16 protein-coding genes and 1 tRNA gene are annotated in these 13,762 nt (G+C 63.1%); 8 read left to right on the forward strand and 9 right to left on the reverse strand.

What is annotated here, in order from left to right; genetic code table 11:
• Nucleotides 1-302: 302 nt before the first annotated feature.
• Complete coding sequence (locus NKI20_RS32395) at nt 303-1,535, reverse strand: ABC transporter substrate-binding protein (protein WP_352837999.1); 1,233 nt, start codon at nt 1,533-1,535, stop codon at nt 303-305.
• Between the two features lie 176 nt (nt 1,536-1,711).
• Between NKI20_RS32395 and NKI20_RS32400 the strand changes: the two genes are divergently transcribed.
• The 3 genes from NKI20_RS32400 to NKI20_RS32410 are packed head-to-tail and all read left to right on the forward strand — an operon-like array spanning nt 1,712 to nt 4,448.
• A complete protein-coding gene (locus NKI20_RS32400) occupies nt 1,712-2,500 on the forward strand; it encodes an SDR family oxidoreductase (RefSeq protein WP_352838001.1) in 789 nt (262 codons plus the stop codon).
• Between the two features lie 2 nt (nt 2,501-2,502).
• Nucleotides 2,503-3,570 carry an ABC transporter ATP-binding protein gene (locus NKI20_RS32405; protein WP_352838003.1) on the forward strand — a complete coding sequence of 356 codons (1,068 nt, stop codon included), beginning with the start codon at nt 2,503-2,505 and terminating at the stop codon, nt 3,568-3,570.
• Nucleotides 3,567-4,448, forward strand: a complete 882-nt coding sequence (locus NKI20_RS32410; protein WP_352838005.1) for a MurR/RpiR family transcriptional regulator — start codon at nt 3,567-3,569, stop codon at nt 4,446-4,448. Before NKI20_RS32405 ends, NKI20_RS32410 begins: the two co-directional genes overlap by 4 nt.
• A gap of 17 nt (nt 4,449-4,465) precedes the next feature.
• On the opposite strand, the gene NKI20_RS32415 is transcribed toward NKI20_RS32410, so the two are convergent.
• A complete protein-coding gene (locus NKI20_RS32415) occupies nt 4,466-4,780 on the reverse strand; it encodes a DUF167 family protein (RefSeq protein WP_352838007.1) in 315 nt (104 codons plus the stop codon).
• On the reverse strand, nt 4,777-5,067 hold the full coding sequence (locus tag NKI20_RS32420) for a YggT family protein (RefSeq protein WP_023760873.1): 291 nt from the start codon (nt 5,065-5,067) through the stop codon (nt 4,777-4,779). The genes NKI20_RS32415 and NKI20_RS32420 overlap by 4 nt, the downstream gene beginning before the upstream one ends.
• A 167-nt stretch (nt 5,068-5,234) precedes the next feature.
• On the opposite strand from NKI20_RS32420, the gene NKI20_RS32425 reads away from it, so the two are divergent.
• From NKI20_RS32425 to NKI20_RS32435, 3 genes are all read left to right on the forward strand, one after another.
• Nucleotides 5,235-5,310, forward strand: a tRNA-Ala gene (locus NKI20_RS32425).
• Between the two features lie 311 nt (nt 5,311-5,621).
• On the forward strand, nt 5,622-6,371 hold the full coding sequence (locus NKI20_RS32430; RefSeq protein ID WP_352838010.1) for a helix-turn-helix domain-containing protein: 750 nt from the start codon (nt 5,622-5,624) through the stop codon (nt 6,369-6,371).
• Nucleotides 6,372-6,783: 412 nt separating this feature from the next.
• Complete coding sequence (locus NKI20_RS32435) at nt 6,784-7,032, forward strand: hypothetical protein (protein ID WP_352606925.1); 249 nt, start codon at nt 6,784-6,786, stop codon at nt 7,030-7,032.
• Between the two features lie 186 nt (nt 7,033-7,218).
• Here the strand turns inward: NKI20_RS32435 and NKI20_RS32440 are convergent, their stop codons facing one another.
• The 4 genes from NKI20_RS32440 to NKI20_RS32455 all read right to left on the reverse strand — a co-directional run bounded on the left by NKI20_RS32440 (nt 7,219) and on the right by NKI20_RS32455 (nt 10,433).
• Nucleotides 7,219-8,163, reverse strand: coding sequence for an energy transducer TonB family protein (locus tag NKI20_RS32440; protein WP_352838013.1), 945 nt, complete (start codon nt 8,161-8,163; stop codon nt 7,219-7,221).
• Complete coding sequence (gene exbD / locus NKI20_RS32445) at nt 8,160-8,606, reverse strand: TonB system transport protein ExbD (RefSeq protein WP_352606922.1); 447 nt, start codon at nt 8,604-8,606, stop codon at nt 8,160-8,162. The genes NKI20_RS32440 and exbD overlap by 4 nt, the downstream gene beginning before the upstream one ends.
• A 4-nt stretch (nt 8,607-8,610) precedes the next feature.
• Complete coding sequence (exbB, locus tag NKI20_RS32450; RefSeq protein ID WP_352606920.1) at nt 8,611-9,570, reverse strand: tonB-system energizer ExbB; 960 nt, start codon at nt 9,568-9,570, stop codon at nt 8,611-8,613.
• A gap of 65 nt (nt 9,571-9,635) precedes the next feature.
• On the reverse strand, nt 9,636-10,433 hold the full coding sequence (locus NKI20_RS32455) for an ATP-binding cassette domain-containing protein (RefSeq protein ID WP_352838016.1): 798 nt from the start codon (nt 10,431-10,433) through the stop codon (nt 9,636-9,638).
• 239 nt (nt 10,434-10,672) lie between these two features.
• On the opposite strand from NKI20_RS32455, the gene NKI20_RS32460 reads away from it, so the two are divergent.
• Nucleotides 10,673-11,359 carry a cysteine hydrolase family protein gene (locus NKI20_RS32460; protein ID WP_352606916.1) on the forward strand — a complete coding sequence of 229 codons (687 nt, stop codon included), beginning with the start codon at nt 10,673-10,675 and terminating at the stop codon, nt 11,357-11,359.
• Between the two features lie 6 nt (nt 11,360-11,365).
• On the opposite strand, the gene NKI20_RS32465 is transcribed toward NKI20_RS32460, so the two are convergent.
• Complete coding sequence (locus NKI20_RS32465) at nt 11,366-12,307, reverse strand: LLM class flavin-dependent oxidoreductase (protein WP_352606914.1); 942 nt, start codon at nt 12,305-12,307, stop codon at nt 11,366-11,368.
• Nucleotides 12,308-12,419: 112 nt separating this feature from the next.
• Entirely contained in the window at nt 12,420-12,575 is a 156-nt protein-coding gene (locus tag NKI20_RS32470; RefSeq protein WP_352838019.1) for a hypothetical protein, read from the reverse strand.
• Between the two features lie 290 nt (nt 12,576-12,865).
• On the opposite strand from NKI20_RS32470, the gene NKI20_RS32475 reads away from it, so the two are divergent.
• Nucleotides 12,866-13,633, forward strand: a complete 768-nt coding sequence (locus tag NKI20_RS32475; protein ID WP_352838021.1) for an SDR family NAD(P)-dependent oxidoreductase — start codon at nt 12,866-12,868, stop codon at nt 13,631-13,633.
• Nucleotides 13,634-13,762: the final 129 nt, after the last annotated feature.

Consider the following 13,762-nt stretch of genomic DNA (forward strand, 5'->3'; position numbering starts at 1 on the left):
CCTTGTGCGTCTGGGGGCCGTTCTTCCCCCGGGGCTCGGGGGGGCTTTGGGCGGCGCCCCGCGGGCGGGTGGGGGCTTCGACCTTTAGGCGCAAGCGAGGCGATGTTTGCGCCTAGTGCTCTTCCTATGTCCGTTCGCGGCGGTTGCCGGGTGGTTCCCCCACTCCGTCTCGGCTTCGCCGAGCCACCTCTCCCCCCTCCGGAGGGAGAGGAAAGGAGACTGGCTGGGGCGGCGCTGTCAAGGCTGCAAGATGTGGCGCGCCCGCCTGAGCGGAGCGCGCCACGGGCGCAGGGAGATACGCCCTATTTCTTCAGGACGGCGTTGGCCTTGGCCGCTGCGTCTTTCAATCCTGCCTCGGGGTCGCCGCCGAGATAGATCTTCTGCATGGCATCCGACGTGATCTGCGCGACCTCTTCCCAGCCGGGAATGACCGGCGCGAAGCGGGCGTCGGGCAACAGCGCGGTGAACGCCGCCAGATCGGCATTGTTGACGTAATAGTCCATTTTCGCCTCTTCCTTGTTCACCGGTAGGAAGCCTTCACCTTGCGTGAACTTGGCGCGCTGTTCCGTGGTGAACAGGAAATCGAGCAGCTTCCAGGCCTCGTCCTTGTTCTTGGAGTTTTTGAACATGATGATGGAATCGGTGACGCCATACGTGCCGCGCGCGCCGGTCGGTCCGGCGGGAATGGCCGCCACGCCGTATCTGAGGTTCGGCGCCTCCTCCTTGATCTGGTTGGACAGGAAGGGTGCGGTAATCATCATGCCGACCTTACCCTGCTTGAACAGGTTCTGTACGTCCTCGCGGCTGTTAGAGGTGACGCCGGGCTCCGTCAGACCTTCGTCGATCATCGACTTGTAGAGCTTGGCGGCTTCAAGCGCGCCCGGGGTGCTGAGACCGGAGGTGCCGTCCTTGTTGAGGATTTCGGTGCCGTAGGACCACATCGCATAGTAGTAGTAGACGTCGGTCTCGATCTCCTTGCCCTGCATGCCGAAACCGAAGGTGCCGGACCCGAGCGCCTTGATCTTGCGGGCATCTTCCTGCAGCTCGGTCCAGGTTGCCGGCGGATTGGCGATGCCGGCCTTCTCGAACAGCTCCTTGTTGTAGTACATGGCGCGCGCCGAGGCCGCGATCGGCAGGCCGTAGGTCTTGCCGTCCATGATCGAGGGCGAAAGAAAAGTGTCGATGAAGCGGTCCTTGAAGTCAGGCTTGATGTAGCTATCGAGCGGCTCCGCGACGTCCTGCTGCACGAAGTCGATCAGCCAGCGCGTGCCGATGATCGAAAGATCGGCATTGGTGCCGGCGGTGATGTCGGTGGTCAGCTTCTGCAGCAGCACATCCCAAGGTACCACCTCGAACTTGACTGATATGCCGGGGTTTGCCGCCTCGAATTCCTTCTTGACGTCGGCGAAATAGGGAGCAGTCTTGGCGCTGTACTCCGCAACGGTGACGCGCACCTCGCCCGCATCCGCCTGCGCCGCGATTGCCAGCATGCTCATTCCGGCCATCAGGCCGGCAGTCCATTTTGCAAGGCTCATTTTGATCTCTCCCATTTGATATTGCGCCTGCGCGCTCTTCGTAGCCTAAGCCAGAAGATTTATGTGACTTTCCTACATTATCCGCGATTTGAAGGCTTGCAAGCAGATTTTTCTGTTGCTTACTTACATATTCTAGCCTAGGCCTTGCACGGATCTGTCAGCGAGGACGACGCACGGTGGTTTCGCGACCCAAATTCGAAGGCAAAGCCGAGTTCGAGGGCAAAACCGTCGTGGTGACGGGTGCCGGCGGCGGGCTCGGCTCGGCTATCGTGGCGCTGTTGGCGCAAAGGGGCGCCAGGGTTATCGGCTGTGATCGGTCGAGCGAGACATTGGAGAGCCCACATCTTGCTTCCCGCCACGTTTTCGATCTTCTCGACAAGGCGTCGATAGCGACGGCGATCGCCGCGATCCTCGACCGGGATGGCGTGCCGGACATTCTCATCAACAATGCCGGCTGGACGCGCGCCGAGACGCTCTCCGCGCTCAACCCCGGCAGCATAGAGCAGGAACTCGACCTCAACCTGACCGGAGTGGTGACTTTCGCCGATCCGCTGGTCAAGGCGATGGCCGGCCGCGGCTCCGGCAGCGTCGTCTTCATCTCCTCGGTCAACGCAATCGCGCATTTCGGCAATCCCGCCTACGCCGCGGCCAAGGCCGGCATCAACGCCTATGCCAAGGCGATCGCCGTCGAGCTCGGCCGCAGCGGCCTGCGCGCCAATGTCGTCTGCCCCGGGTCGATCCGCACCGCCGCCTGGGACCACCGCCTTGCCAAGGATCCCGAAATCCTCGGCAAGCTGCAGCGCCTCTATCCGCTCGGCCGCATCGTCAACGCTTCGGAAGTGGCGGAAGCGGTCGCTTTCCTTGCGTCCGATCGAGCATCTGGAATAACAGGCGTGGTGATGCCGGTGGACGCAGGGCTGACCGCCGGTTGCCTGCCGTTCATCGACAATATTCTGGGAGCGTGAGCATGACCGACGTCGAGTTTCGCGACTTGTCGAAATCCTTCGGGCAGCACAAGATCCTCGAAAACATCAGCCTCGACATCAAGAGCGGCGAGTTCGTCGTGCTGGTCGGCCCATCCGGCTGCGGCAAGTCGACGTTGCTGCGCATGCTGGCCGGCCTGGAGACGATCACCTCCGGCGACCTGTTGATCAGCGGCGTGCGCGCCAACGCGTTGCCGCCGCAGCAGCGCAACATCGCCATGGTGTTCCAGTCCTATGCGCTGTTTCCGCACCTGAAGGCATCGGAGAATATCGGCTTCGGCCCGAAGATACGCGGCGAGGCACGCGAGGCGGTCGACCAAAAGGTCAAGAAGGCGTCCGGCGTCCTCAATCTGTTCTCCTATCTCGACCGCTACCCCCGCCAGCTGTCGGGCGGCCAGCGCCAGCGCGTCGCCATGGGCCGCGCCATCGTGCGCGAGCCGTCGGTGTTCCTGTTCGACGAACCACTGTCCAATCTCGACGCGCAACTGCGCGTGCAGATGCGCGTCGAGATCAAGGCGCTGCACCAGCGGCTGAAATCGACGATTGTTTATGTCACCCACGACCAGATCGAAGCCATGACCATGGCCGATCGCATCGTGGTGATGGATCGCGGGCGGATACAGCAGGTCGGGGCGCCGCTGGAGCTCTATGACAGCCCGGCCAACAAGTTCGTCGCCAGCTTTCTCGGCTCCCCGTCGATGAGTTTTGTCTCGGGTTCCCTCAAGACATCGCCCGAGAAAACTTGGTTCGAATCGGTCGGCGGCGGGCGGCTTGCGCTTGCCGGCAAACAGGTAGCTGTGGGCACTGCAGTGGAGGCCGGCATCCGGCCGGAGCACTTTGTCATCGGCGAGGCTGCCGACGCCATGGCGATCAAGGTGGATGTCGTCGAGCCGACCGGCTCCGAAACCCATGTCTATGGCGCCATCGGCACTGACACGGTGCGCGCCGTGTTCCGCGACAGGGTGCCGGTCAGGCCGGGCGACGTGCTGCTCGTGACTGTCGACCCCGGTAACATCCACCTGTTCGACAAGGCGACGGGCCTGCCTCTATGAAGACGCCGGCCGACATCATCACGCGCCTGCAGCTGATACTGCAGGACGGAACGAAGTCGGATCGCAAGCTGGCCGGCTTCGTGCTGGCCGATCTCGACTTTGTCTCCAAGGCGGCGATTTCGGAAATTGCCGCGCGCGTCGGCGTCAGCGAGCCGACCGTGACACGCTTCTGCCGCAACCTCGGTTGCGAGGGCTTGCGCGACTTCAAATTCTATCTGGCGCAAGCCATCGCCATTGGCGGCCAGTATCTGTCGCCGGAACCGTTGAACCGCGACGCGCGCGAACAGCGCATCGCTTCCGCCATCACCGAAGCGGCGATATCGGCCATCCAGCGCGCCAGCGAAAATCTCGACATGACGACGCTGGTCGCCGTCGCCGCACGCGTCGCCGTTTCCGGCAATGTGCTGTGCATCGGCTCCGGCGGCATTTCGTCGATGATGGCGACCGAGATGCAGAACCGGCTGTTCAGGCTGGGCGTGTCGGTGTTGGCGCAGATCGACGGACAGCTGCAGCGCATGTACGCCGCCGTTGCCACGCCCGACACCACGCTGATCGCCTTCTCTGTCTCCGGCTATGCGCGGTCGGTCATCGATGCGGTGCAGGTCGCCCAGCAATATGGCGCCACCACAATCGCCATCACCCCGCCGGATTCCGCACTCGCTAGGGTCGCCGACACGGTCATCAATTTCCAGTCGCTGGAGGACGGCAACATCTACAAGCCGACATCGTCGCGCTATGCGCTGCTGTCGATCGTCGACATGATCGTCACGTCGGTCGCCGAGACGCGTGGACCGCGGGTTCTGGAAAACCTGCGCCGCATCAAGCAGAGTGTGAACACCTTGAAAGTCGACGATCCGCGTCTGCCGCTGGGGGATTGAACCTCCCATCAAGGGCATCACGACTGTTGGCCGAGCGCCTCGATGTTTTTCGCCAGCATCGCCGGGTCGCCTGCGATGCGCACGGTCTTCAGCCGGGCGGTGCCGCCGGCGACAATCGAGACGGCGGACACCGGCACGTCGAGCGTCTTGGCGATCAACTTTTCGAGCGCTTTATTGGCTGCACCGTTTTCCGGCACGGCGCGGACGCGAGCCTTGAAATGGCTTCGTCCGTCCGCTGACGTCTCGACGCCTTCAAGCCTGTCCACCGCAGCCTTTGGCGTCAGCCGGACAAACAGGTCGACGCCACCATCGCGCAGGCGGAACGAACTCACAGGATCAGAGGCGCCACCGTGGTGAGTATGAACTGCCGCAGGAAGAACAGGACCAGAAGCAGGATGATCGGCGAGATGTCGATGCCACCAAGGTCCGGCATGAAACGGCGGATCGGCCGCAATGCCGGCTCGGTCAGGCGGTAAAGCATGTTGCCTATGGAACCGACGAACTGATTGCGCGAGTTGACGACGTTGAAGGCGTAAAGCCAGGAGAAGATCGCCGAGGCGATGATGACCCACCAGTAGAGGTCTAGCGCCATGACGATTGTTTGAATGAGGGCGAGCATGCCGGTCTCCAATTGTTGCCGACATGTAGCCATTGCAGGCGAAACCGGCAAGTGCCGCCTTCCGCCGCATGCGGCCCGAAGTCGGCGGCCGCCGATTTCGGCAAAGCGCCGCCTGACCGCGCTTGACAGGAAACCACGGCGCCCGATAAATGCCCCATCCGCTGGACGGGGCTGTAGCTCAGCTGGGAGAGCGCGTCGTTCGCAATGACGAGGTCAGGAGTTCGATCCTCCTCAGCTCCACCAGCGGAATAATCGATTTCTGCTTTTCACGACAAGAGAAACGCTGCGCGCTCGCCTGCCGGCGATATTTGTTGTGCCAACGTGCCGGCGAAGGCCGCTACTGCGCCTCGCGATACCCGATAAAACTGTTGTCAGTTGGGCTTTTGGCGGAAGCTGCCCGTGGATTGCCGCTATTTTTTTGGAAGCCGCCCCCCTAGATTGGCGCTACCAAATCAGTTTTCTGTGCGTTGTGACAAGGCGTTTCTGCGGGGCGACTGGAGACGCTATATGGGTTTTCGAATCGAAATGAAGAAGCCGCCTGCGGAAGCAAAAACGTGTCAATTCGCGAGAATCTCGCTGCAAACCTTAGACGGCTCTGCAAGGACCATGCCTCCGTAAGCGCGGTATGCCGTGAGCTGGGCATCAACCGCACGCAGTTCGAGCGCTACCTGCAAGGACAGACGGTTCCCAACAAGGCCACCGCCGCGCTGATATGCGACTACTTCCGGATCAACGAGCCCGAACTGTACCGGGATCCCGGTGTCGCCGAACCCAGGGTCCGCGGCCTGCCGCAGGTGTCCGAGGGCTTGTTCAACCAGATGATCCGCCCGCCCAGCCCATCGATCGCGGGGGGCACCTATTTCACCTATTTTTCGATCCCGGCCCGGCCCGACCACTTGATGCGGTCAGTAACCTTCGTGCGTCGCCAGGCCGAGTTGGTTACCTTCAGAAGCGTCACCGGATGGTCGGAACGCCAGGGATCGACATCAGCGCGGGCGCGAGGCAACCACTATGGAGTGGCGATCTCGCGCCTGAACTGGATCTATTTCAGCGGCATCAACCGCCGCCAGACCGGCGAACCGTCGCTGATCTCCGTGCAATGGGCTCCGATCTTCGAACCGGTGCTGATTGGCAAGGCCATGCTTCTGACGGAGGCCGGGCCGGCATTCGTGTCCGTCATCATGCGGCGCGACACCGCCAACATCCGTTCAAGGGACGCCATCCGCATGGCACATGTCATCAGGCTCGACGATCCCGGCGTCGATCAACTTGTGGTCAGCCTGACCCAGGATGGGATGGGCTGATCGCCTCGATCACCGTGGTTTACGCTAAATAAGAATAAGCCTATACCGAAAAAGCGTACGTTAGCGATTGTCTACTCTGTATCCGAATAAAAACGATATTTTACACTTTAACACCAAGAAAGATAATCCGTCCGCCTGTCTTTGGCTCGCGGATTTACTACAATTTTAACAGATCGTTAACGCTTTCGACCTTACATTTCTTGCTGTGGATCTCGTTCTGGATGAGCTTTCAACGGATCCCGATGGTCAGGAAGGGACAAAAATGGCCAGGAAAGTGAACACAGCTCCGAAGCTGACGATTGCGGCCGGCACGCAGACTGTCTTCTTTTCGCAGGCCATGCACGACAACAAGCGCTGAAGGCGTTCCGCGCCGACGTCCCCCAGGGTACCATCAGTCTGACAGGAGCAGCACGTGTCGAATCAGTCCTTACGTCAGTCGGAACTCGACAGTCTTCAGTATATTTCGTCGGTAACCAATGAGCTCGTGCAGATGGCCGAAGCAGGCCGTTTTCCCATGATCTCTTATCTGCTGGGCATGGCCTATGCGGAAGCCTTCGACGTTCTTCGCGGCGCACGGCCGGCCAGGCACACGCAGCTCAGTGGTAACCCGCTGCACCCCAAGGCAAAGGACATTCGCACTGCCCAGCCCAGGAGTGCGTAGCGGAATGCACTCGTCGCGGTAGCAATTGACGACAGCTGCCAGGCCGTCAGTGTCTGGAGCGGAGTGGACGCCTTCCGACGACCCGAATCTCAGGACGCTGCGCACGAAATACCGCTTCTATCTGCAGCAGGTCGAGGCCGTGGGCCCGTCGTTGAGCTACTGATGAGCCCGGCTTTGGTCTAGTCTCTAGTTGCGCAGGCTGAACACGAATGGCGCCGTTCGGCTCTGGCGCGAACCGAGTTCCGGCGGCGGTGCCGGCACTGTGGCGCCTTGCAGCACCGCCAGTGCGGCGCGGTCCAAATCCGCATCTCCGGACGAGCGAGAGAGCCTGGCGGACAGGACCCGGCCGGACGAGTCGACCGTGAACGCGACATACGGCTTGCCTTCCACCCGGCGAGCCTTGGCCGAACTGGGATAGCGCGTGTGCCGCTTGATCCAAGCGCCCAGACGCGAGTCCCACTTGCTGGCGTCGCCGGAGCGCGTCGTCGGTGCTGCCGACTTCGGCGCTGCGGTCCTGGGTGCCGGCTTTGCATCGGCACTTGCGACGGTTGCCGTCCTCGGCGGCGGCGCCTTCTCCTTCTTCGACGGTGGCTTGGGCTTTTCGACAGGCTTTTGCGGCTTGGCCTCGATTGGTTTCTTGTCCTTGACCACCTCGACCGGTTTCGGCTGCGGCAAGGGAATGACGACCTCGGGTGTGACAGCCTCCACAACATCCGGAACGGCCTCATCCGGCGGCGGCTGGTCGACCTGTTCAGCCATCTCGGTCTGGGTGGGCTCGGTCTCGTCGGGGGCGACGGCTTCCGTCTGTTCGATAACCGGCTCCGCCTTCTCGACCGGCGCTTCAGGCGTCGGCTCGGTCGTCGGTGTTGGATCGGCCTGATCTGATGTCACCGCGTCCGGCGCCGCAACCTGTTCCTCCACGGCCGGCATCACCACCATCGGGGCCATCTCGATCACCAGGGCCGGGGGCGGACCGCCGTCCGGGTCGGTGACCATCGTGAAATTCTGCACGGCATAGGCGACCGCGACATGGGCTCCGAGGACCAGCGCGGCGGCACTGGTCCACAAGCCAAGGTCGCGCCAGCCGAAGCGCGACAACTCGACCGAGGGCAAGGCGGCCGCATGCATCATGGCCCCGCTGCACCAGTAGCTGCCGGCGCCGCCTCGAGGCCGACCAGCGCGATCTTCAGATAGCCGGCGCCGCGCAGCAGGTTCATCGCGTCCATCAGGTCGCCATAGGCGACCGCCTTGTCGGCACGCAGGAAGATGCGCGTCAGCTTGTCGCCTTTTGTCCTGCTGTCCAGCGTCGCGGCTAAAGCCGGGCGCGGCACGCTATCGCTGCCGATCGCCAGCGTCAGGTCGTCCTTCAGCGTCAGGAACAGCGGCGTTTCGGGCCGCGGCGCGGGCGTTGCGGTCGAGCCCGGCAGGTCGACATTGACATCCACCGTCGCCAGCGGTGCCGCGACCATGAAGATGATCAAAAGGACCAGGATGACATCGATGAAGGGGGTGACGTTGATCTCGTGGCTCTCCTCGAGATCGTCATCCATGGTCTGTCGGGTTCTGCTGCCCATGGCGCTACTCCGCCGCCAGCGCCGTTGCCGGCCCGACCGTGCGGAAGTCGAGGTCGCGGCTGACCAGCCGTTCGACGCCCGCCGATGCATCGGCGAGTATCTGCCGGTAGCCGGCTATCGAGCGGGCAAAGACGTTGTAGACGACGACTGCCGGTATTGCCGCGACAAGGCCCATCGCCGTGGCAAGCAGAGCCTCGGCGATACCTGGCGCGACCACGGCGAGATTGGTGGTCTGCGCCTGCGAGATGCCGATGAAGGCGTTCATAATGCCCCACACGGTGCCGAACAGGCCGACGAAGGGCGCGGTCGAGCCGATCGTCGCCAGCACACCGGTGCCTCGCGACATGCGCCGCGACGCCGCCGCCTCGATGCGCGACAGGCGCGATGTGACGCGTTCCTTCAGCCCGTCGCCCGAGACATGATCGAGCGCGCCGGCCGAAAGCGCGGTCTCCTCCTCGGCCGCCCGCACCAGAAGCGCGCCGGGGCCGCCGCTGCGGTCGAGCGCACGGCTGGCCTGCTTCAGCGTGGCGGCATCGCCGATTGCCCGGACGGCGCGGCGGATGCGCAGCTTGCCACCAAAAATCTCGAGCGATTTGGCCAACCATATCGTCCAGGTGACGAGTGAGGCAAAGGCCAGCCCGATCATCACCGCCTTGACGATGATATCGGCCGCCATGAACATACCCCACGGCGACAGATCATGCGGCAGGGTCGACTCCATCGCCGCTAAAGGGCCGGTCCCGCCGGGCACGGTCGTGTTCGGCTGATTGGCTGGCCGCACCGGCGCCATCGTAGCCGGCGGCGCGACTGCCGGTGCAGCGGGCGCCGGTGCAACGGGCGCTGGCGGCGCGGCGGGCGCTTCGATCGCGGGCGCGCCCCCGGCCGGTTGCTCCTGGGCGGTCGCGCTACCCACCGACAGGATGACGGATGCGACCAACGCCGCCAACAAACCATATCTAGACAACAGCGTCTTCCTTGTTCTCACAGCGGCCAGCCGCTTTCTATTTCCCACCGCTGCATCAAATCTCCTCACTGCACGTAACCGACGGGCTGGCCGGTGACGGGGTGCGCGAACACGCCCATCTCCACGCCGAAAATGCCTTTCAGCACATCGCTTCGCATGATCTCGCCAGGCGTGCCGCGCGTCAGCAGCTTGCCGTCCTTAAGCGCGATCAGCTCGTCGCAATAGCGCGCCGCCATGTTGGGATCGTGCAGCACCACCACCACGCAAAGGTCGCGTTTGCGGCTGAGATTTCTGACTAGCCCGAGCACCTCGACCTGATGGGCGATGTCGAGTGCCGAGATCGGCTCGTCGAGCAGCATGACGCCGGCGTTCTGTGCCACCAGCATGGCCAGCCAGGCGCGCTGGCGTTCACCGCCGGACAATTCGTCCACCAGCCGGTCGGCAAAGCCTTCCATGTCGGTCAGGGCCAGCGCCCCGTCGACATGCTGCCTGTCCTCGGCACGGAAACGGCCAAGCGCGCCGTGCCAGGGATAGCGCCCGAGCGTCGCCAGTTCGCGCACGGTGAGGCCGGTCGCCGCCGGCGTCGTCTGCGGCAGATAGGCAAGCGCGCGAGCGAACTCGCGGGCGCCCCATTGCGGCAGCGGACGCCTGGCGAAGGTGATGGCGCCCGAGCTTGCCGGCTGCTGGCGCGCCATGAGCTTGATCAGCGTCGACTTGCCCGAACCATTGTGGCCGATCAGCCCGTAGACGCGCGAGCGCTCCAGTTCGAGCGAGACCGGACCGAGCAGGGTCCGCGCGCCGACGGCAAAGCGCACCGCATCGATATGGAAGGCAGTCTGGGCATCAATTCCAGCCACGGTCATGGCATCTCTCCAATGCGGCCGCTTGCATCTCCAGATTCCGGCTTTCGGCAAGCCGATGCCCGGTTGACTAGAAAACATGACGTTGCTAGTCAACATTAAAGATGACTGCAACGATCAACAAATCGCCGTAACCTGCCGCACCTCGGCACTCTGCCGCTTCGCGTTGTGCTGCCACGCCGGTGGACGGCTGCTGCTTCGCCGGTCAGGATGGGCCCCGCAGATCGGTGAGGAGAGCCCGGATGATCAAGGCGAGACCCTTCGACTTCCCCTTTGACGGCAGGCTGGTGGCCGAAAACACGGCACTGATCGTCATCGACCTGCAGCAGGATTTCCTGTCGACGACGGGTTACTTTGCCAGGCAGGGATATGATCCCGCACCGCTCAGGGCGATCCTGCCGACAGTGAGCCGGCTGATCGCCGCTGCCCGCAAGGCTGGCATAAGGGTCATCCACACCAGGCAGGGCTATCGGGCTGACATGGCCGATATGACGCCCTACGAGAAATGGCGCCGCAAGCGCGCCGGGCTCGAAGGCACCGAAATCCTGCTGCGCTCGGGCCCGGGGTTCCAGATTGTTCCGGAGATCGACGTGGCGCCGCAGGACATCATCGTCGACAAGACCTGCAACAGCGCCTTTACCTATACGGATTTCGAACTTGTCCTGCGCGCGCAAGGCATCACGCATCTGCTGTTTTCAGGATGCACAACGGATGTCTGCGTCCACACCACGCTGCGCGAGGCATGCGACCGCAATTTTCAATGCCTGACGATCTCGGATGCCTGTGCCAGCGGCGACAGACAAGCCCACGAAGCCGCGCTTCATATGGTGACAATCGAGGACGGCGTGTTTGGCGCACTAACGGATTCAGACGCCGTCATAGAGGGCCTGTCGCGGCTTGGCGACAGGCCTGAAGCACCGAAGGGCTGAAGGCCCTCACCCCGCTGCGCGCGTCTCAATACCCGCGCGCGGCGCGAACGTCCCGGGCTGGAATGCGTCCGTTTCGCGGCGCACCAGCGAATTGCGCAGCAGGGCGATCGTTTCCCGGCCGACGGTGGCGATCTCACGCGGCGTGTCGACGCCGACAATCATGAATTCATCAATGCCGAGAGCCGCATAGGCAAGCAGCGACAGGGCGGCCTGGGCCGGCGGGCCGGCCACGTCGACCGCCTTGAGGCCGGGGGCGGAAGCACCCTGGTGGATCCTGACCGGAAGCGCAAAGCGCAATTTGCTCGCCCGGCCGTGCTCGGCGGCCGCGACCCGCACCCGCTCCATGGACTGCCGGACTTCGTCGATCGAGCCCGGTGCCAGTTCGAAGACATCGGCATGCCGGCCAGCCACCTTGACTGCCGTCCCGGATTGCCCGCCCATGCGGATGATCAGGTCGGCGCCGTGCGGACCCTTGCGCGGCACGTAGCCGCCTTTGATACTGTAGAACGCGCCTTCATGGTCGAAGGGCCGGTCGTTCGACCAAAGCCGCTTGAGCAGCACCAGATATTCGTCGATGCGCTGCCAGATGACGGTATGGCCGACCGGCCGTGTTTCGGCGTCGGCGTCGCTCAGCGGCTCGCTGATCATCCGCAGCACCAGCCGCCCGCCGCTTTTCCTATCGATCGACGCAAGCTGGCGGGCCGCCACGGTCGGTTCAACCACGCCCGCCCAGTGCGTCAGCACGACTTCCAGCGACGAAGTCCGGTCCAGCACCTGGGCAGCAAGATCCATATTGGTCAGCAGCCCGGCCGAGTCGTCGACGACGATCTTGCGGAAACCGCCGTCCTCGATCAGTCCGAGCTTGGTCGCGGTCTCGGCGAAGTCATAGAAAAAGGGAACTGCAGCGTCGGCGGTCTTGCCGGGAACATGCGTGAACTCGATCGGCATTGCCATCTCCTCAATTGTGTCGGGCGCGCGCAAGCGCACCGAGGATTCGGTTCATTCAACTCCGATTGCCTGGAAGCGGTGGGGCAGCTAACCCCGGTCGATCTGACGAACGCTAGGGGATGAGGCCCAGAACAACTGCGCCGGTGAACACAAACGCAAGGGCAAAGACCACATAGGCGAAAGCGCCGGCATAGGCCGGGCGGAAGGTCTGGGCATTGGTCAGCCTCCGGCCGCTGCGATCCGTCTGGGCGTTCTGGATATAGGACATATCTGCCTCCGTCTCGCCGGTTAATCTATAAAACTTGTAGACTTTGTCGATTGCTATTTTCGCGCCTTAGAAAGAATAATTTTCTCATTTATGTTCGAAAATTGGTTGTCACTTGCTGAGCGCGTATGATTGAGCAAGCGGCCGAACATGGCATGTCCAAATCGCCTGTACGTGGGATAGACCTATGGCCGTGTCCCTGCTGCACCCAATTCGTGCGTTGGCTGCCCGCTGCGAGCGCGGTAGCATCGCCCAACCATGCAAAGCGGAATCGTCAAATAGGGAGCGAGGCAATGGGCACAAGACTGGCCGGCAAGGTCGCTATCATTTCAGGCGGCGCGACGGGAATGGGCGGGGCGGCCTCGGGACTGTTTGCGGCGGAAGGCGCCAAGGTGGCGATCATCGACCGCAATGGCGAGGCCGCTGCCGCAACCGCGGCGGCGATCCGGGAGCGTGGCCATGTCGCCGTGCATTTCGTCGCCGACGTCTCCGATGAAGGCCAGGTCGAGTCGGCCGTTAAAGGCGCGACTGAAAAGTTCGGTCCGGTCACCGTGCTGTTCAACCATGCCGGCACCATCGTCATCAAACCCTTCCTGGAGACGACGGTACAGGAATGGGATTGGCTGCATGCCGTCAACGTCCGCTCGATGTTCCTGATGACGCGCGCCGTGTTGCCCGGCATGATCGCGGCGGGCGGCGGCTCGATCGTCTGCACCTCGTCGATCTCGGCCGTGGCAGCGACGCCGATGGAGGTGCTCTACGACACCACCAAGGGCGCTTGCCACATGTTCGCGCGCGTCATCGCCGTCGAGTTCCGCGACCGCAACATCCGCTGCAACGCCGTATGCCCCGGCTTCATCCGTACGCCGCACGGCCTGCGCGAGGTCGCCGATTTGGGCAGGCTCGGCGTCGATGTCTCCGACGCCGCGCTGGCCGCGCAACAAGGCCGCATCGGCGAGCCGGAAGAGGTGGCAAGGGCGGCACTCTACCTGGCCAGCGACGAGTCCAGCTTCGTCAACGGCACGCATCTGTTCGTCGACAACGGCTTTACCGCAATGTGATCTTTTCCTCGCCCCCACGAGAGTGGGGGAGAGGTGGCTCGGCGAAGCCGAGACGGAGAGGGGGAAAGGCTCGACCTGTCTTATGGCCTCATAGACAATTCACCAGCGTTGCTCCCCCTCTCCGACCGC

The organism is Mesorhizobium sp. M0830 (assembly GCF_040319965.1).
GTDB lineage: Bacteria > Pseudomonadota > Alphaproteobacteria > Rhizobiales > Rhizobiaceae > Mesorhizobium.

What these genes read in the sequence shown, in the direction of transcription:
- NKI20_RS32395 (WP_352837999.1), bottom strand. Translation starts at nt 1,535, where the DNA reads ATGAGCCTTGCAAAATGGACTGCCGGCCTGATGGCCGGAATGAGCATG.
- NKI20_RS32405 (WP_352838003.1), top strand. Translation starts at nt 2,503, where the DNA reads ATGACCGACGTCGAGTTTCGCGACTTGTCGAAATCCTTCGGGCAGCAC.
- NKI20_RS32410 (WP_352838005.1), top strand. Translation starts at nt 3,567, where the DNA reads ATGAAGACGCCGGCCGACATCATCACGCGCCTGCAGCTGATACTGCAG.
- NKI20_RS32420 (WP_023760873.1), bottom strand. Translation starts at nt 5,067, where the DNA reads ATGCTCGCCCTCATTCAAACAATCGTCATGGCGCTAGACCTCTACTGG.
- NKI20_RS32440 (WP_352838013.1), bottom strand. Translation starts at nt 8,163, where the DNA reads ATGATGCATGCGGCCGCCTTGCCCTCGGTCGAGTTGTCGCGCTTCGGC.
- exbD (WP_352606922.1), bottom strand. Translation starts at nt 8,606, where the DNA reads ATGGGCAGCAGAACCCGACAGACCATGGATGACGATCTCGAGGAGAGC.
- NKI20_RS32455 (WP_352838016.1), bottom strand. Translation starts at nt 10,433, where the DNA reads ATGACCGTGGCTGGAATTGATGCCCAGACTGCCTTCCATATCGATGCG.
- NKI20_RS32460 (WP_352606916.1), top strand. Translation starts at nt 10,673, where the DNA reads ATGATCAAGGCGAGACCCTTCGACTTCCCCTTTGACGGCAGGCTGGTG.
- NKI20_RS32465 (WP_352606914.1), bottom strand. Translation starts at nt 12,307, where the DNA reads ATGCCGATCGAGTTCACGCATGTTCCCGGCAAGACCGCCGACGCTGCA.
- NKI20_RS32470 (WP_352838019.1), bottom strand. Translation starts at nt 12,575, where the DNA reads ATGTCCTATATCCAGAACGCCCAGACGGATCGCAGCGGCCGGAGGCTG.
- NKI20_RS32475 (WP_352838021.1), top strand. Translation starts at nt 12,866, where the DNA reads ATGGGCACAAGACTGGCCGGCAAGGTCGCTATCATTTCAGGCGGCGCG.